The sequence below is a fragment of the uncultured Pseudomonas sp. genome (genome assembly GCF_943846705.1).
Taxonomy (GTDB): Bacteria; Pseudomonadota; Gammaproteobacteria; order Pseudomonadales; family Pseudomonadaceae; genus Aquipseudomonas.
The window spans coordinates 3,429,174-3,454,708 of sequence record NZ_OX044366.1 but is presented as its reverse complement, the minus strand read 5'-3'; the positions used below and the strand labels follow the sequence as shown (position 1 = coordinate 3,454,708).

11 protein-coding genes are annotated in these 25,535 nt (G+C 58.5%); 4 read left to right on the top strand and 7 right to left on the bottom strand.

What is annotated here, in order from left to right:
* Nucleotides 1-127 precede the first annotated feature (127 nt).
* Complete coding sequence (locus Q0V31_RS16245; RefSeq protein WP_298189331.1) at nt 128-6,133, top strand: peroxidase family protein; 6,006 nt, start codon at nt 128-130, stop codon at nt 6,131-6,133.
* A gap of 124 nt (nt 6,134-6,257) precedes the next feature.
* On the opposite strand, the gene Q0V31_RS16240 is transcribed toward Q0V31_RS16245, so the two are convergent.
* A complete protein-coding gene (locus Q0V31_RS16240; RefSeq protein WP_298189329.1) occupies nt 6,258-7,436 on the bottom strand; it encodes a VWA domain-containing protein in 1,179 nt (392 codons plus the stop codon).
* Between the two features lie 144 nt (nt 7,437-7,580).
* Nucleotides 7,581-8,426, bottom strand: coding sequence for a MoxR family ATPase (locus Q0V31_RS16235; protein ID WP_298189327.1), 846 nt, complete (start codon nt 8,424-8,426; stop codon nt 7,581-7,583).
* A gap of 262 nt (nt 8,427-8,688) precedes the next feature.
* On the opposite strand from Q0V31_RS16235, the gene cysK reads away from it, so the two are divergent.
* Nucleotides 8,689-9,663: a cysteine synthase A gene (gene cysK / locus Q0V31_RS16230; RefSeq protein ID WP_298189325.1), complete on the top strand. Its 975-nt coding sequence runs from the start codon at nt 8,689-8,691 to the stop codon at nt 9,661-9,663.
* 164 nt (nt 9,664-9,827) lie between these two features.
* On the opposite strand, the gene Q0V31_RS16225 is transcribed toward cysK, so the two are convergent.
* The 3 genes from Q0V31_RS16225 to metH all read right to left on the bottom strand — a co-directional run bounded on the left by Q0V31_RS16225 (nt 9,828) and on the right by metH (nt 17,215).
* Entirely contained in the window at nt 9,828-11,783 is a 1,956-nt protein-coding gene (locus tag Q0V31_RS16225; protein ID WP_298189322.1) for a methyl-accepting chemotaxis protein, read from the bottom strand.
* Between the two features lie 270 nt (nt 11,784-12,053).
* Nucleotides 12,054-13,379 carry a leucine-rich repeat-containing protein kinase family protein gene (locus tag Q0V31_RS16220; RefSeq protein WP_298189320.1) on the bottom strand — a complete coding sequence of 442 codons (1,326 nt, stop codon included), beginning with the start codon at nt 13,377-13,379 and terminating at the stop codon, nt 12,054-12,056.
* A gap of 125 nt (nt 13,380-13,504) precedes the next feature.
* Nucleotides 13,505-17,215 (bottom strand): methionine synthase, encoded by a 3,711-nt coding sequence (gene metH / locus Q0V31_RS16215; protein ID WP_298189317.1) that lies wholly within the window; start codon nt 17,213-17,215, stop codon nt 13,505-13,507.
* 164 nt (nt 17,216-17,379) lie between these two features.
* Here metH and Q0V31_RS16210 point away from each other — a divergent pair, with 164 nt between their 5' ends.
* Complete coding sequence (locus Q0V31_RS16210) at nt 17,380-19,659, top strand: fatty acid cis/trans isomerase (protein ID WP_298189314.1); 2,280 nt, start codon at nt 17,380-17,382, stop codon at nt 19,657-19,659.
* Between the two features lie 57 nt (nt 19,660-19,716).
* Here the strand turns inward: Q0V31_RS16210 and Q0V31_RS16205 are convergent, their stop codons facing one another.
* Both Q0V31_RS16205 and acnA read right to left on the bottom strand, forming a co-directional pair.
* Nucleotides 19,717-21,282 carry a PAS domain-containing methyl-accepting chemotaxis protein gene (locus tag Q0V31_RS16205; protein WP_298189312.1) on the bottom strand — a complete coding sequence of 522 codons (1,566 nt, stop codon included), beginning with the start codon at nt 21,280-21,282 and terminating at the stop codon, nt 19,717-19,719.
* Between the two features lie 136 nt (nt 21,283-21,418).
* Nucleotides 21,419-24,163: an aconitate hydratase AcnA gene (acnA, locus tag Q0V31_RS16200; RefSeq protein ID WP_298189310.1), complete on the bottom strand. Its 2,745-nt coding sequence runs from the start codon at nt 24,161-24,163 to the stop codon at nt 21,419-21,421.
* 283 nt (nt 24,164-24,446) lie between these two features.
* On the opposite strand from acnA, the gene rlmM reads away from it, so the two are divergent.
* Nucleotides 24,447-25,502, top strand: coding sequence for a 23S rRNA (cytidine(2498)-2'-O)-methyltransferase RlmM (rlmM, locus tag Q0V31_RS16195; RefSeq protein ID WP_298191111.1), 1,056 nt, complete (start codon nt 24,447-24,449; stop codon nt 25,500-25,502).
* Nucleotides 25,503-25,535 lie beyond the last annotated feature (33 nt).

The following is a 25,535-nucleotide window of genomic DNA, read 5'->3' as shown; positions in this document are numbered from 1 at the left end:
GTAGGTATGGCTTAGCAGCCAGGCACTAGAAGGTTTGCTTAATCGCTTAAGCGCGCGTTAGTCGTGCGGCGAGGGGGTTTTTGGGTCTTTTAAAGTACGGGGGTTTACTTCATTTGGAGCAATCGTCATGTCTAGCAGCCAATATGATTTCACCGTCACACAACAGGACCTTGAGTTCATTCTCAAGCAAATAAAGATTTCCGAAGCGACTACCGACCCGTTGACCGGAGCGGTAGTCGGCTTGCCAGAGCTGGTTGGCAGCCCTTTGCTGCCTTACGGCTTACGCACGGTGGATGGCTCCTGGAACAGCCTGCTACCTGGGCAACAAGCTTTAGGCGCTGCCGATAACATCATGCCGCGCCTGGTTGAGGCCAACCTGCGCGATGCCGATCTCTCGCCCATCCAGTTCGGGACGCAGATGCCGACGTCTTATGCCCAAACCAGCGGGTTTGTCTTCGACTCACAGCCGAGGATTGCCAGTAACTTAATTGTCGATCAAACCGCCAATAACCCGGCTGCCGTGGCCGCGGCTCTGCAATTGGCCGGGCATGCCGATCCTTATGGTGAGGCAACTGTCATCGCCACCTTTAATGTTCCGGTACAAACCGCCAATGCGCTGATTCAAGCCGCGCACGCGAGCATCATCGCGGCGGGCAGTGACCCTGTTCTCTTAGCCGAAGCGCAGCAACAATTAGTCGATGCTAAGGCCGTGCATGCAGTGGCCTTTTCAGCATTGAGAGCGGAGATGGAGGATGCCGGCCTGACCGTGTCGGACAGCGGCACCATCGGCATCGAAAACCAATCTCCGGATATCGGCTTATCGCCAGCCTTCAATGGCTGGATGACCTTGTTTGGTCAGTTTTTTGACCACGGCTTGGACCTGGTGACCAAAGGCGGTAACGGCACGGTGTTCGTACCGCTGCTGCCCGACGACCCGCTGTATGTGGAAGGCAGTCAGACCAACTTCATGGTCTTGAAACGTGCCACTCAGGTGAATGGCCCAGGTCCTAATGGCATTCTGGGTGACGACGACGACACCACTCATGAAAGCATCAACACCACCACGCCGTTCGTCGACCAGAACCAAACCTATACCTCACACCCGTCGCATCAGGTCTTCCTGCGTGAATATGTGATGGTCGACGGCAAGCCGATGGCCACTGGTCATTTGCTGAGTGGTGCACATGGTGCTGGCAACTGGGGCGAGGTCAAAGCCCAGGCCAGCTCCATGCTGGGCATCCAGTTGGTGGATATGGACGTGCACAACGTGCCTTTGCTGGCCACCGATGCCTATGGTGCGTTTCTGCGCGGTGCCAGTGGCTTTGTGCAAATCGTTACGGTCAGTGGTTTGGTCGAAGGTGACCCTGCTGCCAATGGCGGGCTCGGTGTTTTACTGCCGCCCGATACGATTCGCACTAATCATGCCTTCCTCGACGACATCGCACACGGAGCGGCCCCTGGCTTTGCCGACTTGGATGGCAATCCGGCTACCCCGCCTACCGAGTTGCTGGCGGATTCCGACACAGTAGTGGGCTCCATGCCCAACCCAAATTTCGACCCAAGCTTGCCCGTTGGGCCGAATAACATGCCGATCCTGCCTCAGGCGCCCGGCACCTATGACAACGAACTGCTGGATCGGCACTTCATCACCGGTGACGGGCGGGGTAACGAAAACATCGGTTTGACGGCTGTGCACACGATTTTCCACTCCGAGCACAACCGCCTGGTCGAGGCTTACAAGCTAACCATCCTCAAGAGCGCCGACCTGAGCTTTATCAACGAATGGCTGGTGACTGACCTGACTAACTTGAATCAGGTGCCGACTGATCCGGCAGGTATCGCCGCGCTTAACTGGGACGGTGAACGGCTGTTCCAAGCCGGGCGCTTCGTCACCGAGATGCAGTACCAACACTTGGTCTTCGAAGAGTTTGCCCGTGCCGTACAGCCGACAATCAACCCCTTCGTATTTTCCAACTCGGCCGACATAGACCCAGCCATCATGGCTGAGTTCGCCCATGTGGTTTATCGCTTTGGCCACTCTATGTTGACCGAGACGGTTGATCGTCTGGATTTCAACATGCAGTCGGACGATATAGGCCTGATTGCCGCTTTCCTCAATCCGCTGGCCTTTGATGGTGATGGTGCCATGAGTGTGGAAGCCGCTGCTGGGGCTATTGTGCGGGGCATGACGCGCCAGGCGGGCAACGAGATTGACGAGTTTGTCACCAGTGCGCTGCGTAACAACGTGCTTGGTCTGCCACTCGACCTGGCCACGCTGAATATGGCCCGTGCCCGCGACACCGGGATGCCGAGCTTTAACGAGGCGCGCGCACAGTTTTATGCCAACACCGGCGACAGCCAATTGGCGCCCTTCACCAGTTGGGCCGGGATGGCACCGGAGCTAAAAAACCCGGCATCCATCATCAACTTCATTGCGGCCTACGGTACCCACTCCAGCATCACCAGTGCCGATACCTTGGCGGGTAAGCGCGACGCGGCAATGACCTTGGTCTTTGGCGTTGCCGGCCCGGGTGGCACGGTGCCCGCTGATCGCATGGATTTCCTCAACAGCACCGGCGCGTGGACGGCGGCTAATTCCGGCCTCAACGATGTCGACTTCTGGATCGGTGGTTTGGCTGAACGCAAAAATGAGTTTGGCGGCATGCTCGGCGCCACCTTCAATTATGTGTTTGAAAACCAGATGGAGAACCTGCAGAACGGCGACCGTTTCTACTACCTCAGCCGGGTACAGGGCACCAACATGCTTAACGCGTTGGAGGCGAATACCTTCTCCAAGTTGATCATGCGCAACACCGACCTGGGCAACGAGGGCTCCTCGCACCTGCCGAGCCTGATTTTCCATACGCCTGATCTGATTCTGGAAATGGATATCAGCAAGCAAATTGGTGCCGACCCCATCGAGTCGAATCCCATTCTGCAGATTCTCCATCCCAAGGTTATTCGTGTTGCACCCGGCGCCGATGTGGATGGTGACGGTAAGGCGGATGGCGGCTATTTGCGTTTCACCGGCGGTGAGCACGTGGTGCTTGGTGGCACAGCGGGCAACGATACAATTATCGGCGGTAATGGCATTGACACTATCTGGGGTGGTGCCGGTAACGACCGTCTGGATGGCGGTAATGAAGCCGACCAAGTGCATGGCGGCGATGGCGACGACATCATCACAGATCTCGGCACGCCAGCTGGCGGCGCAGACTTCTTGCATGGTGACGCCGGCAATGACGTGATCTCCTCAGGCATGGGCAACGACCTGGTGTTTGGCGGTGCGGGTCAAGACTTCATCATCACCGGTCATGATGCCACTGAGGTATTTGGCGGCCTTGACAACGACTTTATCCTGGGTGGTAACGATTCAGACTTCCTGCTGGGTAACGAGGGGGATGACTGGATTGAGGGCGGCGAAGGGTTTGACACCCTAGCCGGGGAAAACTCGGAGTTATTCTTCAACAGCCCGATCATTGGCCACGATGTGCTCAATGGACAGGGCAACGACACCGACTACGATGGCGAGTCGGGCGATGACATCATGTTCCAAGGTCCCGGCATTCAGCGTAACAACGGCATGGCCGGGTTTGACTGGGCTGTGCACAAGGGCGACCCTAATGGGGCTTTCTCCGACTTGGGAATCCCGATCTTCGTTAACCAGCAGAATCTCATTCTGCGTGATCGCTTTGACCTGGTCGAAGGCCTGTCGGGATGGAACTTCAATGACACCCTGATTGGTCGCGAGGTCGTGACCGGGGCCGCAGGTGCCGATGGTGGTGGGGCGGCGATATTTGATGCGAATACTCCATTGGAGAGCTTCTCGAACGCCCTGTTGCAAACAAGCGTTGACCGGATCAATGGTTTTGATCAGTTGGTCAGTCACTTGATCACAGAAACCTTTACCTGGAACGGTAAGGCGTACACCGTTGTGGTGATGGACGAAGCCGCTGTGGTGCGTGATGGCAACGGTATCGTCACTTTTGTCGGTGACAGCCCCTCCGACATTTTGCTCGGCGGGGGCGGCAGCGACTTTCTCCAGGGTAAAGCCGGTAATGACATCCTCGATGGCGACGCCTGGCTGAATGTGCGCATTAGCGTGCTGAATGCGGTTCCAACGGCTGCCAACCCTAATCCGGGTCAGTGGTTCAGCGTCGATAGCATGAATGAAATCAAGCTGCGCATGCTTAGCGGTGAGATCAACCCCGGTCAATTGCAGATCGTGCGGGAGATTCTCTATAGCAACAGTGCGGACGATATCGATACCGCGGTGTTTAGTGGAGTCTTTGCCAACTTTGAAGTCACCGAGAACTTCGACGGTAGCTTCCAGGTAGTCGATACGACGGGGGCTGAAGGCTCTGACTGGCTGCGCAACATCGAGCGGGTTGAGTTTGCTGACCACACAATGTGGCTGGTTGATCGTCCTGCCACAGGTAGTGTGACCATTAGCAGCCTGACCCCAGCCGAAGATCAGCTATTGACCGTCACGGATACCATCAGCGACCCCAATGGCTTGTTGAATGCGACCATTACCTACACCTGGCAGGCGGATGTGAATGGTGTGTGGACGGATGTCGGCAACGGGCCAAGCTTCCAGCCTGGAGATGCTGAAGTAGGTTTAACGCTGCGGGTAGTTGCTTCGTTTGTCGATGATGGGGGTTATCCAGGATCAATTACGTCTGACATCACGGCGGCGGTCACTAACGTCAACGATGCACCGACCGGTTTACCGCTGCTTAGCAATGACACGCCAATTGTCGGGCAGCTGTTGAGTGCGTCGACCCTTGGCTTGGCCGATGCCGATGGCTTGGTCGGAGTGACATTTGCCTTCCAGTGGCAGTCCGGTAGTGGCGCCACCTTCAGCGATATTGCGGGAGCCAATGGTGAAACTTTCACCGTCACCGCAGCTCAGTCGAGTCAGCAGATACGTGTAGTGGTGTCCTACACCGACAACCGCGGTACGTTCGAGAGCGTCACGTCGGCGGCTACAGCACTGGTTGCCAGTGCCGTGATCATCGGCACCAATGCAAGCGAAACCCTGACTGGCACCGAGTTTGATGACCAGATATTCGCATTGGGCGGCAATGATGTGCTCATTGGTTTGGCGGGTAATGACTTGCTGGATGGCGGCGCGGGTAGCGACATTCTAGATGGTGGCTTAGGCGCCGATGTGATGATTGGCGGCACTGGCAACGATACCTACATTGTCGATGATGTTGGCGATGTGGTGACTGAGCTGGCGGGGCAAGGCACCGATACTGTGCTGACCTCACTGCTGAGCTATGTGCTCGACGCTAACGTAGAAAGGCTGACCTTTACCGGCATCGGTGACTTTGTTGGGACAGGTAATGCCTTGAACAACATCCTGACAGGTGGCAATGGTAATGACAGCCTGGATGGTGGCGCCGGCGCTGATCGGATGATTGGCGGTTTTGGCGACGACAGCTACTTTGTCGATGTCGCCAATGACATCATCATCGAAGGAGTTGGCGGTGGTATTGATACCGTCTATTCCACCAGCTCTAGCTTTAACCTGCGTGCCAACGTGGAGAACCTGACCCATGTCGGTAGCAATGCCACGGTAGTCAACGGCAACGGCTTGGATAACGTAATCCAAGGCGGGGTCGGCAACGATACGCTGAATGGCGCTGGCGGTAACGATACCCTGATAGGGGGCGATGGCAACGACACCTTAAACGGCGGTGGCGGTAATGACCTGCTTGAAGGCGGGATGGGTAATGACACCTTGCTCGGCGGAGCCGGTAACGACACCTTGGAAGGTGGCGCGGGTGATGACTTCTTGAACGGCGGAGGGGGCAATGACCGCATGATCGGTGGCGAAGGTAACGACATCATGGACGTCAGCCAAGGCAATGACATCTTGGTGTTCGGGGCGAACTTTGGCAACGATACCGTTATTGGCTTCGATGCCAACCCCGTGGGTGGTCAGGATCTGCTAAATATCGCCTACTTCAACCTGACTGCGGCAACCTTCAATAGTCGCGTGAGCATCACTGACATTGGCAACGACACCTTGGTGTCAATCAATGGCGCTGACGGCGGCACTATCACCTTGGTTGGTGTCACCAATGCTACTACGGTGACCATTGCTGACTTCCAGCTGGTGTGAGAGCCACGATAAACCCATGCCAGGGACGGCAGGCTTTGCACGCGCTTGCGTGATGCGTTAACAAAAAGCCCCAGTCGAGAGTCGGCTGGGGCTTTTTTTGTGCGCGCTGAGTGTTGGCTCGGGGTTACTTCGACAAAAACTTCATGCCGTCTTCCAACCCCTGCAAGGTCAGCGGGTACATCTGGTCTTCCAGCAATTCACGCATGATATTGGTCGACGCGGTGTAGCTCCATGTGTCCTTGGGGTAAGGGTTGATCCAGATAAGTTTTTTGTACTTCTCCATAAAGCGCTTAATCCAGACGTAGCCCGGTTCTTCGTTCCAATGCTCGACGCTGCCGCCGGCCTGGGTGATCTCATACGGCGCCATGGCGGCGTCGCCGACGAAGACCACTTTGTAATCAGCACCGTATTTATGCAGCAGATCCTGGGTGGAGAAACGCTCGGAAGTGCGGCGTAGGTTGTTCTTCCACACCGACTCGTACACGCAGTTATGGAAGTAGAAGTACTCCATATGCTTGAACTCGGTCTTGCAGGCGCTGAACAACTCTTCGCAGACCTTAACGTGGGCGTCCATCGAGCCGCCGATGTCGAACAGGATCAGCAGCTTCACCGCATTGCGCCGTTCCGGGCGCATCTGGATATTCAGCAGGCCGCCGTCCTTGGCGGTGTGGTCGATGGTGCCGTCCAAGTCCAGTTCATCCTGCGCACCCTGGCGAGCGAACTTGCGCAGGCGCCGCAGGGCCACCTTGATATTGCGCGTACCCAGTTCGACCTGATCGTCGAGGTTCTTGTACTCACGCTGGTCCCAGACTTTAACCGCCTTGCCCTGACGCTTACCCGCATCACCGACACGAATGCCTTCCGGGTTGAAACCGCCTGAGCCGAATGGGCTGGTGCCGCCGGTACCGATCCATTTGTTGCCGCCCTCGTGGCGTTCCTTTTGTTCTTCGAGGCGCTTCTTGAACTCCTCGATCAGTTTGTCGAGGCCGCCCAAGGATTCGATTTTGGCGCGCTCTTCATCGGTCAGTGAACGCTCGAACTCTTTGCGCAGCCACTCATCGGGGATCAGTGCCTCGATGTGCTGGTTGAGGTTTTCCAGGCCCTTGAAGTAAGCCCCAAACGCGCGGTCGAACTTGTCGAAATGCCGCTCGTCTTTGACCAAGATGGTGCGCGCGAGGAAATAGAATTCGTCCATGTCGGCGAACACCACGTTGTGTTTCAACGCGTTGATCAGGTCGAGCAGCTCACGCACCGACACCGGCACCTTAGCGGCGCGCATTTCATTGAACAGGTTGAGCAGCATATAAGCGCCCTCATGAGTAACCGTAGGGTGGGTTAGACGCGCAGCGGCGTAACCCACCATCGATGCCGCAGGCACCGTCATGGCCAGCCAGTTGGCTGGTGGGTGGGTTACGCCTCTGGCTAACCCACCCTACAAGAGCGTCGCTTAGCGCGAGGCGCGGCGGCTCATAAACGCCAGGCGCTCCAGCAGCTGCACATCCTGCTCGTTCTTCACCAGGGCACCGGCCAGTGGCGGGATGGCCTTGGTTGGATCGCGCTCGCGTAGCACGGCTTCGCCGATATTGTCGGCCATCAGCAGCTTGAGCCAGTCGACCAGCTCGCTGGTGGACGGCTTCTTCTTCAGGCCCGGTACTTTGCGCACGTCGAAGAACACGTCCAGCGCTTCGGCGACCAGGTCTTTCTTGATATTTGGGTAGTGCACGTCGACGATCTTCTGCAAGGTCGCGCGATCCGGGAAGGCGATGTAGTGGAAGAAGCAGCGACGCAGGAAGGCGTCCGGCAGTTCTTTCTCGTTGTTCGAGGTAATGATGATGATCGGGCGCTTGCTGGCCTTGATCGTCTCGTTGGTCTCGTAAACGTAGAACTCCATCTTGTCGAGTTCTTGCAACAGGTCGTTGGGGAACTCGATGTCGGCCTTGTCGATTTCGTCGATCAGCAGAATCACCCGCTCTTCGGCCTCGAAAGCCTCCCACAGCTTGCCTTTCTTGATGTAGTTGCGCACATCGTGGACTTTGTCCGAATCCAATTGCGAGTCACGCAGGCGGCTGACCGCATCGTACTCATACAGGCCTTGGTGGGCTTTGGTCGTGGATTTGATGTGCCAGGTGATCAGGCGTGCACCAAAGGACTCCGCCAGTTGTTCGGCCAGCATGGTTTTACCAGTGCCCGGCTCGCCCTTGACCAGCAGTGGACGCTCCAAGGTAATAGCGGCATTGACCGCGAGCTTGAGGTCGTCGGTGGCGACGTAGGACTGGGTGCCTTCGAACTTCATCGGTAAATCCTCGAACGGTAACGCGCAGGCCATACCTGCGGGTTCAGTATTTGAAAAGCAGACTATAACGCGCAGCCCTGCCGACTGTGAACGCAGACGGGCCATTCAGTCACTGAATGGCGGGTCACGCAGCGCTTGTCACAACTATTGGCTATCAAAACGGCTGCGGCTTTGCGCCAGAGCACTCGCGCTGCTGGACTGCTGCTGCAAGCGGCCTTAGGCTTGAGAACTTACTCGGCAACCGATGAACAAGGACCTCGCCATGAGCCGCATCTTCGCAGACAACGCACAAGCTATCGGCAACACGCCGCTGGTTCGGATCAATCGCCTGGGCCCGGCTGGGGTAACCATCCTGGCCAAGATCGAAGGGCGCAACCCCGCCTACTCGGTGAAGTGCCGCATCGGCGCGAGCATGGTCTGGGATGCCGAAAAGCGCGGTGTGCTCAAGCCCGGTATGACCATCGTTGAGCCGACCTCCGGTAACACCGGTATTGGCCTGGCCTTCGTCGCGGCGGCGCGCGGTTACAAGCTGCTACTGACCATGCCGGCCTCGATGAGCTTGGAGCGCCGTAAGGTACTCAAAGCATTGGGTGCTGAGCTGGTTTTGACCGAGCCGGCCAAAGGCATGAAAGGCGCCATCGACAAGGCTGCAGAAATCGCCGCCTCCGACAGCAGCACCTACTTTATGCCGCAGCAATTCAATAACCCCGCCAACCCGGCGATTCATGAAGCGACCACCGGCCCGGAAATCTGGAATGACACCGACGGCGCGATTGATGTGCTGGTGTCTGGCGTCGGTACCGGCGGGACCATTACCGGTATCTCGCGTTACATCAAGCAGACTCAGGGTAAGCCGATTATCTCGGTAGCCGTTGAGCCGATTGGCTCACCGGTGATCAGCCAGACCATCGCCGGTGATGAGGTCAAACCCAGCCCGCACAAGATTCAGGGTATCGGCGCCGGCTTTGTCCCAGCCAACCTCGATTTGAGCATGGTCGACCGGGTGGAGCTGGTGTCGGACGATGACGCTAAGGCACTTGCTTTGCGCCTAATGCGCGAGGAGGGGATTCTCTGCGGTATCTCCTGCGGCGCAGCCATGGCGGCGGCGCTGCGTATTGCCGCCGAGCCTGAGATGCAGGGTAAAACCATTGTGGTGATCCTGCCGGACTCCGGTGAGCGCTACCTGTCGAGCATGCTGTTTGCCGACATGTTCACCGAGCAGGAATTGCAGCAGTAAGCGGCAGCGGCCTCAAAAAAACCGCCAACTAAGGCGGTTTTTTTGTGAGGACTTACTGGGTAATTCACGATCCACATGGTCGTACCGTCGGCCAGCAGATCAACCAGATACAAGTGCCTATTTAGCTATAGGCACCTACACGCCTGCCAACGACCGCACAGCGCTCAGTCCGTACGGAAGCAGCCCACCAGCTTGTTCAGCTCGCTGGATATTTGCGTCAGCGAGTGCGTGGTGGTTTTGGACACGCTGGACACCTCGCTAATACGACCGGCATCGCTGTGAATATCAGTGATATGGCGGTTGATGTCTTCGGCCACAGCATGTTGCTCCTCGGCTGCAGTGGCTATCTGGGTGTTCATGTCCTTGATCGTTGTCACCGCCACATGCACGCCAGCAAATGCCTCTTCCACCTGGGCGGTAAAGGCCACCGACTCGTTTGATTGCACCAGGCTGTGCTGCATCTCCAGTGCCACACTCTGGCTGCTGATGACCAGCTTGTGCAGCAAACCGTTGATCTGTTCGGTCGAATCGGAGGTGCGCTTGGCCAAGGCGCGTACTTCATCGGCAACCACGGCAAACCCACGGCCTTGGTCACCGGCACGAGCGGCCTCGATGGCGGCGTTGAGCGCCAACAGGTTGGTCTGGTCGGCAATGCCGCGAATGGTGTCGAGAATGGCGGTAATGTCCTGGGTATTCTGCTCCAGCTGGCTGATCGACTCAGATGCCAGACGAATACGCTCACCCAGGCTGCTGACCTGGCTGACCATAAGGCCGATGACTTGCTGCCCTTTATTCGCCTGATCCTGGCCATGCTGAGCGGCTTCAGCGGCGCGATTACAGTTCATGGCCACTTCATTGGCCGTGGCGACCATTTCATGGAACGCAGTAGACACCATGTCCACGGCCATCGACTGGCGTTGCGCTGTAGAGTCGAGTTGGTCGGCCTGAATCCCTATATCCATAGCCTCCCGTTCAACTTCTAGGCTGGAAGCGCGAATTTCCCTGATCAAGTTCTGGATGCTGGCAACAAAACTGTTGAACCCATTGGCCATTTGCGCCGTTTCGTCATTGCCCTTGACCAGCAAACGCCGCGTCAGGTCAGCGTCGCCGCTGGCGATATCGCGCAAGCCGGTCGAGGTATTGTTGATCGGCGCTATCAGCATCTTGGACAGTGCTACGCCGCACAGCCCAAAAACCACTACCAGAGCACTGCCGAGAAGCGTGATCACCCACACCAGATGCCAGGCACCGGCGCTGATTTCGCTGCTTTCGATCAGGCCAATATAGGTCCAACCCAGAGTTGGCGATTTATACACGCTGGCGTTGTAGTCTTTACCTTCCAGCTCCACGCTATAAAAGCCTGCCGGCTGGCTGGCGAGAAACTTGTACCCATCCCCCAGACTAGCCAATGCTTTAAAGTTGTATGTGGGGTGCATAGGGTCAGCCAATACTGTGCCGTCACCTTCCACCAGTAACAGATAACCCTTGTCACCAAAGCGGACATTCTTGGCCACTTCTGTCAATTTGTTCAGCGAAACATCCAGAGAGATAACACCTGTTCCGCCATCGGCATCGGTAAAAGTCTGCGTGGTGGAAATGATGACGGCGTTAGCTTCTTTGAACTCGTAAGCCTGAGTACGGACAGGCTTGCCGTTGCCAGTGAGCGCTGCTTTGAACCATGGCCGTTCGCGTGGATCGTAGTTGGCGCGAAGCTCAGACACTGGCCATTGCAGATAATGCCCCTGGCTAGTAGACGCATACACAAATGAGTAGCTGGGGTGTGTTGTGCCGAACTGCTCGAATAGTTCATAGATTTCGACGCCAGCCCCACTGGTAGGGGGTGACATTTGCGTTGCTTGCGATTTTTCCATGTAGCGAGGCAGGCTGCTATCGGCGGACTGCAACAGCCGAGTCTGAGTCAATAGCGTGACGTTTTCTGCAGCGCTTTCAAGGAAAATAGAAAATGCATTATCCACTTCTTGAATCTGCTTAACGCTGCTCTGATTGAACTGGGTGCGCTCCCGGTCCATGGCCTGCCTAGTGACAAACAGCGTAATAATCAGCACGGGAATCAAGGTCACGACAATAAAGGCGGCTATCAGTTTGAAGCGAATAGTCATATATCCCTCTGATTTATTATTTATGCCGTCCGGGAGGACTTGCCACCATAAACTTTGTAGGAATAGTGACACTTGTCTGAAATCGACCTGAAGTTGTATGGATTCACCCCATCAATGTCGGATCAAGACCTAGATCGCGTGAAAACGCATAGGCTGGAAATTTAAGCGCCAGTCGTATTCAAATGGCGCAGGCACTATCAGGAAACAAAAATAAAGGGGCGGAATGATTTATTTTTAATCACTCCGCCCCTTTAAACGCTGATGATTTACTTAGGTCATGTCGCAGTCTTTCAGCCACTCTAGGATGTCGACAAACAATGGCCGCTCGGAAGGTTGCGGGTTGTTACAACGCGCATGCAGTTGCCACAAGCGGGTTTGTTGATGTGGCTGATCATCCTTATTACAGCGGCGTAACAACTCCTCCAGCAAACCGGCAAAGGCCCTGGCCTCGAGTTGTTGCAGGGCGATCCCGCTGCTGCTCTGGGGTTCAAAAAACGAAGCAGCGCCGAAGTCGCCCAGTAGCGTTTGCCCTGCTGCGTCGACCAGCAAGTTATGTGCATACAAATCGCCATGAAGAATGCCGCGTTCATGCAGGTGAGCGACGGCCGCCGCTGTGCCGCGCAAAATGCGTAAGGCTTCTGCCACGGTGAAACGGCGCTGCTCGGCGTAACAGTCGCGCGTGCAGCTGGCGAGTGAGGGTGGCCCGGCCAGTGTTTGGAAGCTTGGCGCAATACGCTCCAGTAACAGGCCGGGCGGGCCGTCCTGCAGTCGTTGCAGTGGGCCGGCCACGCTGATCAGGTTGGCGTGTTCACCGGCTGCGATGCAGGCGGCCATCTCACTGTGGGCAAGCCCGTCGCTGGTCACATCGCCCTTGAATATTTTCACCGCCATGGCCCGCGCCGGCTGGTTGGGCTGCTGCCAGGTTGCGCTGTGGATGATCCCCGAGGCGCCCTGGCCGAGTATTTCACCCAGTTCAAGGGTGTCGTGCGCGATGGTCGGCAATGGGTGTTGCCGGAGAATTTCAGTTTCGCTGGCGTCACTGAATGGATTGCCGGCAAAGGCCAGCCAGCACAACGACGGTAAGTCCGTGAGCCATGCCGGCAGATGCTCTAGGCGGTTTGCCGCGATGCGCAGCAGCTCCAAGCGATGCAGGTTGGCCAGGCTCGCGGGTAGCGCGCGTAGTCGGTTGCCCGCCAGCATCAGCTTTTGTAAGTACGCACAGTCACCTAACTCAGCCGGTAGCTGCTGCAGTCGATTGTCGGTCAGGATCAACCAGCGCAACTTCGGTGGTAGTGCCGCAGCAGGCAGGTGTTGAATGCGGTTGCTCTTGAAACCGATCATTTCTAGCTGGGTGCAGTTGCCCAATACCTCAGGTACTGAGGTGAACTGGTTGTCTGAGCAAAACAGAATGCGCAGCTTGTGCAGGCGCGCTAAGTCAGCGGGGAGTGCGCTGAGGCGGTTTCCCGAGAGGTTGAGCACTTCGAGGCTGTCGGCCAGGGAGAAAATCTCCTCTGGGAAGTCGGACAGGTCGCAGCAAAGGTCCAGCCGAGTGATACCGGCCAGTTCTCCGCTGCGAAGTTGTTCAAGGCTGTGCATAAGGGGAGGGGGCTCGCGCACTGACAACAATGCCCGGTGCTGTTTGGCTGACCAGGGCGTAACCACAGCGGCTGCGGGCTGAGCATGAAGCCGCCCGCAGCCGTGTGTTTATCCGCAGCAGTTGTTTAGTTGTCGTACCCCAGATTCGGCGCTAACCAACGCTCGCTTACGTTGAGGTCCTGTTTCTTGCGGGTGGTGTAGCTTTCCACCTGGTCCTTGTCGATTTTGCCGACGGCGAAGTACTGCGCCTGCGGGTGGGCGAAGTACCAGCCGGAGACGGCAGCCGCCGGGAACATGGCGTAGTGCTCGGTGAGGAACACCCCGCTGCGGCCGGCTTTGTGGAACTCAGCCGCGGGGTCGAGCAGTTCAAACAGGGCCTTTTTCTCGGTGTGATCCGGGCACGCCGGGTAGCCGGGGGCAGGGCGGATGCCTTTGTAGGCTTCCTTGATCAGCTCGTCGTTGCTCAGCGCCTCGTCGGGCTCGTAACCCCAATGGGTTTTGCGCACCTGTTGGTGCAGCCATTCGGCGCTGGCTTCGGCCAGGCGGTCGGCCAGGGCTTTAACCATGATCGAGTTGTAGTCATCACCAGCGTCCTGGTAAGCCTTGGCCACGTCCTCGGCACCGATACCAGCGGTGGTGATAAAACCGCCGATGTAGTCGGTCACGCCGCTGTCTTTCGGCGCGACGAAGTCGGCCAGGGAGAAGTTCGGCTTGCCGTCCGGCTTGATGGTTTGCTGGCGCAAGTGGTGCAAGGTGGCCAGTTTTTCGCCGTTGTCGGCGTAGACGTCCAGGTCGTCGTCATTCACCTGATTGGCCGGCCAGAAACCAAATGTGGCGCGGGCACTGATCAGCTTCTCGTCGATCAGCTTCTTCAGCAGCGCCTGAGCATCGGCGAACAGCGCGGTGGCGGCTTCGCCAACCACTTCATCGGTGAGGATGCGCGGGTACTTGCCGGCCAGGTCCCAGGAGATAAAGAACGGCGTCCAGTCGATGTAGTCAACCAGCACATTAAGGTCGATGTCCTCCAGCACTTTCACGCCGGTAAAGCTCGGTACGCTTGGCTGATAGCTGGCCCAGTCGAACTTGGGCTTGTTTTCCACCGACTTGGCGTAGCTCAGGCGCTCGGTGCGGGCGCTGCGGTTGGCCGTGCGCTCGCGCACTTCGATGTAGTCCAGACGGGTGCGCTCGACGAAGTCGGCTTTCAGCTCTTTCGACAGCAATTGCGTGGCCACACCAACGGCGCGCGAGGCGTCGGTGACGTAGATCACCGCGTCGTTCTGGTACTTGGGCTCAATCTTCACCGCCGTGTGGGCTTTGGAGGTGGTCGCGCCGCCGATCATCAGTGGCAGGCTAAAGCCCTGACGCTGCATTTCACGGGCGACATGCACCATTTCGTCCAGCGACGGGGTGATCAGTCCGGACAGGCCGATGATGTCGCACTTTTCGGCAATCGCGGTTTGCAGGATTTTCTCTGCAGGCACCATCACGCCGAGGTCGACGATGTCGTAACCGTTACAGCCGAGCACCACGCCGACGATGTTTTTGCCGATGTCGTGTACGTCGCCTTTGACCGTGGCCATGAGGATCTTGCCTTTGGCTTCCGGCTTGTCGCCCTTTTCCAGCTCGATAAAGGGGATAAGGTGGCCAACCGCCTGCTTCATCACCCGGGCGGATTTCACCACCTGCGGAAGGAACATCTTGCCCGCGCCGAACAGGTCGCCGACCACGTTCATGCCGGCCATCAGCGGGCCTTCAATGACCTCGATGGGCCGGGCACACTGCTGACGGCATTCTTCGGTGTCTTCGATGATGTGGCTGGTAATGCCCTTGACCAGCGCATGCTTGAGACGCTCGACCACGCCCCAGGTACGCCACTCTTCGGTTTCAACTTCCTTGACGCTGCCGTCGCCCTTGTAGTTGTCAGCAATGGCCAGCAAGGCTTCGGTGCCGTTCGGGGTACGGTTAAGCACCACGTCTTCCACCGCATCGCGCAGCTCTTTGGGAATCTGGTCGTAGATTTCCAGCTGGCCGGCGTTGACGATGCCCATGGTCAGGCCGTTCTGGATCGCGTAATACAAGAACACCGAGTGAATGGCTTCACGCACCGGGCTGTTGCCACGGAAGGAGAACGACACGTTGGACACGCCGCCCGAGGTCAGCGCATAGGGCAGGTGATCACGAATAAACGCACAGGCCTCGATAAAATCGACGGCGTAGTTGTTGTGCTCTTCGATACCGGTGGCCACGGCGAAGATGTTCGGGTCGAAGATGATGTCTTCCGGCGGAAAGCCCACTTCATTGACCAGAATGTCGTAGCTGCGCTGGCAGATCTCACGCTTACGCGCAGCAGTATCGGCCTGGCCGGCTTCGTCGAAGGCCATCACCACCACGGCAGCGCCATAACGCTTGCACAGATTGGCGTGGTGCTTGAACTGCTCGACGCCTTCCTTCATCGAGATCGAGTTGACGATGCCCTTGCCCTGGATGCACTTGAGGCCGGCCTCGATCACTTCCCACTTGGAGGAGTCGATCATGATCGGTACACGGGAGATATCCGGTTCGCCAGCGATCAGGTTCAAGAAGGTGACCATGGCCTTCTGCGAGTCGAGCATGCCCTCGTCCATGTTGATGTCGATCACCTGAGCGCCGGCTTCCACCTGCTGCAGGGCGACTTCGAGGGCTTCGGTGTAGTTGTCTTCACGGATCAGCCGGGCGAATTTGGCCGAACCGGTGATGTTGGTGCGCTCGCCGACGTTGATAAACAGCGAGTTGCGGTCGATGGTGAACGGCTCCAAGCCCGACAGGCGGCAGGCCTTGGGAATATCTGGAATGGCGCGTGGCTTGTACTTGGCCACTGCCTCGGCAATCGCCTGGATATGCGCAGGCGTGGTGCCGCAGCAGCCGCCGACGATGTTCAAAAAGCCGCTGGCGGCGAACTCTTCGACCACCACGGCCATTTCTTCCGGGCTTTCGTCGTATTCACCGAAGGCATTTGGCAGGCCAGCGTTGGGGTGCGCCGATACGTGGGTGTTGGCCTTGGCGGCCAACTCTTCCAGGTACGGACGCAGCTCTTTGGCACCAAGGGCGCAGTTCAAACCGACCGAAATGGGCTTGGCGTGGCTGATGGAGTTCCAGAACGCCTCAGTGGTTTGCCCGGACAACGTGCGCCCGGATGCGTCCGTGATGGTGCCGGAGATCATGATCGGCAGTTCGAAACCAAGCTCCTCATACACACCCTGCACGGCGAAAATAGCGGCCTTGGCGTTGAGGGTGTCGAAGATGGTTTCGATCAGAATCATGTCCGCGCCGCCTTCGATCAGGCCGCGGGTTGCCTCGGTGTAGTTCTCTACCAGCTCGTCGAAGGTGACGTTGCGGTAGCCGGGGTTATTTACGTCCGGGGAAAGCGAGCAGGTGCGGCTGGTCGGGCCTAAGACGCCGGCAACAAAGCGCGGGCGCTCCGGGGTTTCCAGGGTCTTGGCGTCGGCCACGCTGCGGGCCAGGCGCGCGCCTTCGACGTTCAGCTCATACACCAGGCTCTCCATGCCGTAGTCGGCTTGGGATACTTGGGTGGCGTTGAAGGTGTTGGTCTCGAGAATGTCTGCGCCGGCGTCGAGGTAGGCCTTCTCGATGGCGCCGATCACGTCAGGACGGCTGAGGATCAGCAGGTCGTTGTTACCTTTGACATCCTGTGGCCAATCGGCGAAGCGCTCGCCACGGTAGTCCTCTTCCTCCAACTTGTAGCTCTGGATCATCGTACCCATGCCGCCGTCGAGGATCAGGATGCGCTCAGAGAGAGCCTTCTGCAGAGCGTGGAGGCGGGCGTTGCGATCAGACATGGAGAGCTACCTGGGTAACGTAAACAAAGGCGGCGATGATAACAAAGCTGCACGCTTTTGCAGCGCTCGCGATTTATCATGAATTTAGTTCATGTTGATGGGTTCGCCTTGCATTGCCGCAGACAGCTAGAATCGCCGCCTATGCCCTTTTAGAGACGCCTCTCATGTTCTGCCGCTTACTGTTTAGCGCGTGTGTATTGTTCGTCGGCTCAATACAGGCGGCCGAACGGCTCTATTACAACCGCGATATTCAACCGATCTTTACCCAGCACTGTGTGGCTTGCCATGCCTGCTATGACGCGGCCTGCCAGCTCAATCTGGGCAGCGGCGAAGGCGTGCAGCGCGGCGCGAGCAAGGCCACGGTGTACAACGGTGTACGCACCCAGGCGCAGGCCACCACGCGTTTGTTTGTTGATGCCCATGACCCCGAGGCTTGGCAGCGCAAAGGCTTTACCTCGGTGCTGGAGTCACAAGGCACTCAGGCCGCGCTGCTGGCGCGTATGTTGGAGCTGGGCCATCAGCAACCGTTTGCCGCCAATAGAAAACTGCCGGCCGAGCTGGACATCAGTATCAAGCGGGTTAACCAATGCCCGCTGCCGCAGGAGTTCGTCGAATTTGCCGGTAAGAATCCGTTGGCGGGTATGCCGTTCGCGGTGACTGGTTTGAATGAGACGGACTACCAGACGCTGCAAAATTGGCTGAAGCAGGGCGCTGCGGTAGATCAACCGGCGGAACAAACCACCGCGGCAGAGGCGCAGCAAATTGCTATCTGGGAGGCGTTTATGAACGCCTCGGGTGCCCGCGAGGCGTTGGTTTCGCGCTGGTTGTTCGAGCACTTGTTCCTCGCTCACCTGCATTTCGCCGAGGGCCAGCAAGGTCATTTCTTTCAACTGGTGCGTTCGCGCACGCCCAGTGGCCAGCCGCTGGACATCATCGCTACGCGGCGACCGAATGATGACCCTGGCAGTGAGTTCTACTATCGGCTGATGCCGGTGCCAGGGGTGATCGTGCACAAGACCCATATTACCTATGGGCTGAGTACGGCGAAGCTGGCGCGCATCAAGCAGCTGTTCTTCGCCACCAACTGGCAGGCTGATGCGGTGCCTGGCTACGGCCTGCAGCGCCGCGCCAATCCGTTTGAGACCTTTGCCGCGATCCCGGCTCAAGCACGCTACCAATTCATGCTGGATAACGCCGAATACTTCGTGCGCACCTTTATTCGCGGGCCGGTGTGCCGTGGGCAGATTGCCACGGATGTGATTCGCGATAATTTTTGGACGCTGTTCCAGGACCCACAACACGATCTTTACATCACCGACCCGCTGTACCGCGAGCAGGCGAACGCGCTGCTGGCCATGCCTGGACAGCTCGATAGCATCAGTGACCTCGTCGGCCTGTGGCGCACCTACCGCGATAAGCGTAATGAGTACGAAGGGCTGCGCATGCGGCGCTATGCCGACGCGCCTGCGCCAAGCTGGTCGCATATCTGGGCCGGTAACGACAACGCGCTGCTGTCGATCTTCCGCCAGCATGACAGTGCGTCGGTGCGTAAAGGCCTGATTGGTGAAGTCCCGCAAACGATTTGGTGGCTGGATTTTCCCTTACTGGAACGCACCTATTACCAGTTGGTGGTCAATTTCGATGTATTCGGCAACGTGTCCCATCAGGCACAAACGCGGCTGTACTTTGATTTGATTCGCAACGGTGCGGAGGTCAACTTTCTGCGCTTAATGCCGGCCACCTCGCGTAAAGGCTATTTGAGCGATTGGTACCAGAGCAGCGGCAAGCTGAAAGTCTGGCTCGATTACCACGCCATCGACACTAAAACCCCGAGTGCCTTGCTGCTGGCCGGCAGCGACCCCAAACGCAGTTTTGTCGAGACCTTGCTGGAGCGGTACGGCAGCTTGAATGCCCGGCCTGACCCGATCAATCGCTGCAGCGGCGCGAATTGTCACCGCGCGGGTTTGAGTACCGAACTGCAGTACGCCGAACAGTCCTTGAGCCGCCTGGCAGCGAAGCCGGCAGGCACACTCAAGGTGATTGATCAGCTTCCGGAGGCCACCCTGCTGCGGGTGGCAATGGCCGATGGCCAGCGTGAGGTGTACAGCATGCTGCGCAATCGCGCGCACACCAGCGTGGCCTTTATGTTGGGCGAAGAGCTGCGCTACCAGCCGGCGCTGGATAGCCTGACGGTGTATCCGGGGGTGCTCAGCAGCTACCCGAACTTTATCTTCAATATTCCGGTGGCGCAGGTCGCGGAGTTTGTCGCGGCGCTGGAACAGGCGCGTGATGCGTTTGCCTTCGAGCGGGTGGTTGAGCGCTGGGGCATTCGCCGCACGCATCCCGAGTTTTGGCGCTATTTCCACGATATGGCGGCGTATATCCAACACACCGAGCCCGTTGAGGCCGGTGTGCTGGATATGAATCGCTATGAGAATTTGTAGCGGCGGGGCAGGCGAGGCATCTGCAGGTTATTGGCCTGCAGATGCGTGCTGGCTGTTTTAGCGGTTAAAGCGCTCAACCAATGCGTACTGACCTTGAGCAGTCGCGGTGAGGGCTTCGCTAAGCCGGGCGGTGTCATGCGCTTCGCCCGCTGTCTGGTCGGCGAGCTGGGCGATGGTGGTGATGCTGCGATTCACCTCGTCGGCCACGGCGCTCTGCTCCTCGGCGGCAGCGGCGATCTGGTCGGCCATGTCGGCAATATTGGCCACGGCGTCACTGATCCCAGCCAGGGCGTCATCGGCTTGTTGCACACGCACAACGCCTTCCTCTGCCTGTTTACGGCCGATTTCCATGGTGGTCACGGCTTCTTCGGCGGTGCGCTGCAGCTTGGCAATCAGTTGGTGAATCTGCCCGGTTGATTCAGCAGTGCGTTGTGCCAGTGAACGGACTTCGTCGGCGACCACGGCAAAACCACGGCCCATTTCACCTGCGCGGGCAGCTTCGATGGCGGCGTTCAGCGCAAGCAGGTTGGTCTGGTCGGCGATGCCTTTGATCACATCCACCACGCCGCCGATCTCATTGCTGTCTTGGGCCAGGCGGGTCACCGTTTCACCGGTATCACCCACCGATTGCGACAGACGCTGGATGGCCTGGCGGGTTTCGCTGGCAATGCTGCGGCCGGCGCTGGTCAAGCGGTTGGCATCCTGGGTGGCAATGGCGGTGCGCGCCACGTTGCTCGCTACTTCCAGGGTGGTGGCGGCCATTTCATTGATGGCGGTGGCAACCTGATCGGTTTCGCTGCGCTGACGCTCCAGCCCGGCGGAGCTGTTGTGCGCTAACGAGTCAGCTTGCTTGGCCTGCAGGGTCAGTTGCTCGGCGGTGTCCTGCAGGCGCGTCAGGCAGGTTTTCAGGCGTGCTTCCTGGCTGAGCAGAGACATCTCCAGGCGACCTTCGGCTCCACGGCTGTCGGTGTACATCTTGGCAATCAGCGGGTCGCTGGTGGTCTGCTCAGCCATGCCCAACAAGCGTTTGAGGCCGCGTTGCTGCCAGCTTATCCCGGCCAGGCCGAGCGGTATCGAGAGAGCGGCGGCGAGGGCAAAGCCCCAGCTGGTGTCGAGCCAGGCACCGATGAGGAAAGCAATTTGGCTGATCAGGATAAACGGCAGCCAATTCTGCAGAACCGGCAGCCAGCGATCGCTGCTCGGAATGGCTGATTGGCCGCTGTTGAGGCGCTGATAGAGTGCCTCGGCGCGGCGCACCTGTTCGGTGGTTGGTTTGACCCGTACGGATTCAAAACCTATTACCTGGTTGTTCTCGGTAACCGGCGTGACGTAGGCGTTGACCCAGTAGTGGTCACCATTTTTGCAGCGGTTTTTGACGATGCCCATCCACGGTTTGCCCTGCTTGAGGGTGTCCCACATGTGCTGGAACACGGCTGGCGGTACATCCGGGTGGCGGACCAGGTTATGCGGCGCACGAATCAACTCATCACGGGTGAAGCCGCTGATCGCCACAAAGGCGTCGTTGCAGTAGGTGATCTGCCCTTTGACGTCGGTGGTGGAGATCAGTCGCTGCTGCGCGGGGAAGCTGCGGTCACGCTGAGTAATAGGCTGGTTGTTGCGCATGGTGGGGTAATCCTTTGATCGATGTCACATGATCGGCCATTGCCGCTAGAAGTTGAATAGAAAATACCGCGCTGATCAGGCGCGGTATCGTTTACACATAAGCGGTTAGGCCTCTAGGCCAGTCTTTGCAGGCGGGTCACGGGGCGGCGATCAACTGGCGCAGTACGTAGTGGAGGATGCCGCCGGCCTTGAAGTATTCAACTTCGTTGAGGGTGTCGATGCGGCACAGCACTTCGACGCTCTCGCGGCTGTGGTCCTCACGGTGAATCTCCAGGGTCAGGGGCATTGCCGGATGCAGCTCTACGCCGTCGAGGCCAGCGATGGTCAGGGTCTCCTTGCCGGTGAGTCGCAGGCTTGTACGGCTCTGTCCGGGTTTGAACTGCAACGGCAATACGCCCATGCCCACCAGGTTGGAGCGGTGGATGCGCTCGAAACTCTCGGCAATCACCGCCTTGATGCCGAGCAGGTTGGTGCCCTTGGCGGCCCAGTCGCGGCTAGACCCGGTGCCGTACTCCTTGCCGGCGATCACCACTAGCGGCGTGCCGGCGTCCTGATAGCGCATGGCCGCGTCGTAGATCGACAGTTGCTCGCCGCTTGGTACGTGCAGGGTGTTGCCGCCTTCCTCGCCGCCGAGCATTTCGTTGCGGATGCGGATGTTGGCGAAGGTACCGCGCATCATCACGTGATGGTTACCGCGCCGTGAACCGTAGGAGTTGAAGTCGATCGGCTCAACCCACTGTTCACGCAGGTAGCGGCCGGCGGGGCTGTCGGCTTTGATATTGCCGGCCGGGGAGATGTGGTCGGTGGTCACCGAGTCGCCGAGCAGGGCGAGAATACGCGCCTGATGAATATCACCGATATGCGGCGGGGCGTCGGCGATGTTCTCGAAGAACGGTGGATGCTGAATATAGGTCGAGTCGTCCTGCCAGACGTAGGTCGCAGCCTGGGGGATTTCGATGGCCTGCCATTCGGCATCCCCGGCAAATACCTCAGCGTATTCCTTGTGGAACATGGCGGTGTCGACCTTGAGGATCGCCTCGGCGATTTCCGCCTGGCTTGGCCAGATGTCCTTGAGGTAAACCGGTTGGCCGTTTTTATCTTCACCCAAGGCTTCGCGGGTGATATCGATGCGTACGTTACCGGCCAGGGCATAAGCCACCACCAAGGGCGGTGAGGCCAGCCAGTTGGTTTTCACCAGCGGGTGCACCCGGCCCTCGAAGTTGCGGTTGCCGGACAACACCGAGGCGACGCTGAGGTCGGACTGTTGAATGGCCTGTTCAATCGGCTCGAGCAAGGGCCCGGAGTTGCCGATGCAGGTGGTGCACCCGTAGCCGACCAAGTCAAAGCCCAGCGCATCCAGGTACTGCGTAAGACCGGCGGCATTGAAGTATTCGGTGACCACTTTGGAGCCGGGTGCCAGCGAGCTTTTCACCCAGGGCTTGCGCTGCAGGCCTTTCTCCAAGGCTTTCTTCGCCAGCAAGCCGGCGGCCATCATCACGCTGGGGTTAGAGGTGTTGGTGCAGGAGGTGATAGCTGCTATCACTACCGCGCCGTTCTTCAGTCGATGGGTTTGCCCCTCGTGTTGGTAGTCGGTTTCCCCCACCAACGCTGCACTGCCCACCGCTGCGCCGCCACCGCCTTCGCCGACCAAGCGTGCTTCGGCGCTGGGCTCGGGCTTGAATTGCAAAGCGATAAAGTCGTCGAAGGCATGCTTGACGTTAGGCAGGGTGACGCGGTCTTGCGGGCGCTTCGGCCCGGCCAGGCAGGCTTCTACGCTGCTCATGTCGAGTTCAAGACTGTCAGTGAACAGCGGCTCAACTCCCGGTTCACGCCACAAACCCTGAGCCTTGCAGTAGGCCTCGACCAGTTTCACGGTTTGCTCTGGGCGACCGGAGAGACGCAGATAGCCGAGGGTGATCGCGTCAACTGGGAAGAAGCCGCAGGTCGCGCCGTATTCCGGGGCCATGTTGGCGATGGTGGCGCGATCCGCCAGCGGCAGCTCGGCCAGGCCGTCGCCGTAGAATTCGACGAACTTGCCGACCACGCCTTTGCTGCGCAGCATCTGGGTGACCGTCAGTACCAGGTCAGTGGCGGTGATGCCTTCTTTGAGTTTTCCGCTGAGTTTGAAGCCGATCACCTCGGGAATCAGCATCGACACCGGTTGGCCGAGCATCGCTGCTTCTGCCTCAATGCCGCCGACGCCCCAACCGAGCACGCCCAGGCCGTTGATCATGGTGGTGTGCGAGTCGGTGCCGACCAGGGTGTCGGGGAAGGCGAAGGTGTGCCCGTTTTCTTCTTTGGTCCATACGGTACGGCCGAGGTATTCCAGGTTGACCTGGTGGCAGATGCCGGTGCCCGGTGGCACCACGCTGAAGTTGTCGAAGGCATGCTGGCCCCAGCGCAAAAAGGCATAGCGCTCGCCATTGCGCTGCATTTCCATGGCGACGTTCTGCTCGAATGCGGAGTGGCTGGCGAACTTGTCGACCATCACCGAGTGGTCGATTACCAAGTCGACCGGAGACAGCGGATTGATTTTCTGCGGGTCGCCGCCGGCCTTGGCCATGGCGTCACGCATGGCGGCCAGATCAACCACGGCCGGTACGCCGGTGAAGTCCTGCATCAGTACCCGCGCCGGGCGGTATTGGATCTCGCGTTCGGAGCTGCGGCTCTTGAGCCAGTCGGCCACGGCTTGCAGGTCAGTGCCGGTGACGGTTTTACCGTCCTCCCAGCGCAGCAAATTCTCCAGCAGCACTTTCAGCGACATCGGCAATTGGTCGATATTGCCCAGCGTCTTGGCGGCTTCGGGCAGGCTAAAGTAGTGGTAGCTGTGGCCGTCAACGTCGAGGCTGCGACGGCTGTTCAAGCTGTCTAAAGAAGGCATTGCGCATCTCCTTGGGCTTGCCACGCTGCAAGCCGGATTAATAACTGCAGAGCTCTCACCCTAGCCCTGCCGGGGCATGCTGCCAAGCACTGCGCATCTGCGGTTGCTTGTTCAGCACGGTCTTTGTCGGCGCTGTAGCCATGGCGTGGCGCTGTCTTGCCTGATTCCATACAGGCACTTGCCAAAGCCTCAGCGGTTAAGACTGGACAGGTCGCGGGGGCTAAGGGTTCCCGAGTCGGCTATGATGCGCGCCTTGAGGAGAACCCCGATGAATACCCCCGCAATCAATACACTGCTACTGCACTGCCGCCCCGGTTTCGAGAATGAGGTGTGTGCGGAAGTCGCCGAGCATGCTGCGCGCCTGGATGTGGCCGGTTATGCCAAGGCCAAGCCGAGTACCGCCTGCGCGGAATTTATCTGCACTGAGGAAGACGGCGCCGAGCGCTTGATGCGTGGGGTTCGCTTCAATCAACTGATCTTCCCGCGGCAATGGGCGCGCGGGGTGTTTATCGACCTGCCGGAACTCGACCGCATCAGCGTGTTGCTCAGCCATCTGGCTACGTTCCCGGTGTTTGGCAGCCTGTGGCTGGAAGTGCTGGACACCAATGACGGCAAAGAGCTGTCGAATTTCTGCAAGAAGTTTGAAGCGCCGCTGCGCAATGCCCTGACTAAGGCCGGCAAGCTGGTCGAGGATGAGCGCAAACCGCGCTTGCTGCTGACCTTTAAAAGCGGCCGTGAAGTGTTTGTCGGCATGGCTGAAATCAACAATTCAGCGCAGTGGCCCATGGGCATTCCACGGCTGAAATTCCCCCGTGAAGCGCCCAGCCGTTCGACGCTCAAGCTGGAAGAGGCCTGGCATACCTTTATTCCCCGCGAACAATGGGATGAGCGGTTATCCGGTGAGATGACCGGTGTCGATCTGGGTGCGGCTCCCGGCGGCTGGACCTATCAGCTGGTCAAGCGTGGCATGCTGGTCACCGCGATCGACAACGGCCCTATGGCTGAAAGCCTGATGGATACCGGCCTGGTGCAGCATTTGATGGTTGACGGCTTTACCTGGAAGCCCAAGCAGCCGGTGGACTGGATGGTCTGCGATATCGTCGAAAAACCGGCGCGCAGTGCCGCGCTACTGGAAGCCTGGATCGGCGAAGGCCACTGCCGTGAAGCCGTGGTTAACCTGAAACTGCCGATGAAACAGCGCTACGCCGAAGTCCGCCGTTTGTTGCAGCGCCTGGAGGATGGCTTTGCCGAGCGCAAGATCAAGGTGTCGATTGCCTGCAAACAGCTCTACCACGACCGCGAGGAAGTGACCTGTCACTTGCGCCGGTTAGGTAAATAAGCCTTTTTGCGCGAAAATAGCGGCCTGCTACTG

Excerpts from the sequence above, each read along its gene's own strand:
- Q0V31_RS16245 (WP_298189331.1), top strand. The coding sequence starts at position 128 with ATGTCTAGCAGCCAATATGATTTCACCGTCACACAACAGGACCTTGAG.
- Q0V31_RS16240 (WP_298189329.1), bottom strand. The coding sequence starts at position 7,436 with ATGCTGCTCAACCTGTTCAATGAAATGCGCGCCGCTAAGGTGCCGGTG.
- Q0V31_RS16235 (WP_298189327.1), bottom strand. The coding sequence starts at position 8,426 with ATGAAGTTCGAAGGCACCCAGTCCTACGTCGCCACCGACGACCTCAAG.
- cysK (WP_298189325.1), top strand. The coding sequence starts at position 8,689 with ATGAGCCGCATCTTCGCAGACAACGCACAAGCTATCGGCAACACGCCG.
- Q0V31_RS16225 (WP_298189322.1), bottom strand. The coding sequence starts at position 11,783 with ATGACTATTCGCTTCAAACTGATAGCCGCCTTTATTGTCGTGACCTTG.
- Q0V31_RS16220 (WP_298189320.1), bottom strand. The coding sequence starts at position 13,379 with ATGCACAGCCTTGAACAACTTCGCAGCGGAGAACTGGCCGGTATCACT.
- metH (WP_298189317.1), bottom strand. The coding sequence starts at position 17,215 with ATGTCTGATCGCAACGCCCGCCTCCACGCTCTGCAGAAGGCTCTCTCT.
- Q0V31_RS16210 (WP_298189314.1), top strand. The coding sequence starts at position 17,380 with ATGTTCTGCCGCTTACTGTTTAGCGCGTGTGTATTGTTCGTCGGCTCA.
- Q0V31_RS16205 (WP_298189312.1), bottom strand. The coding sequence starts at position 21,282 with ATGCGCAACAACCAGCCTATTACTCAGCGTGACCGCAGCTTCCCCGCG.
- acnA (WP_298189310.1), bottom strand. The coding sequence starts at position 24,163 with ATGCCTTCTTTAGACAGCTTGAACAGCCGTCGCAGCCTCGACGTTGAC.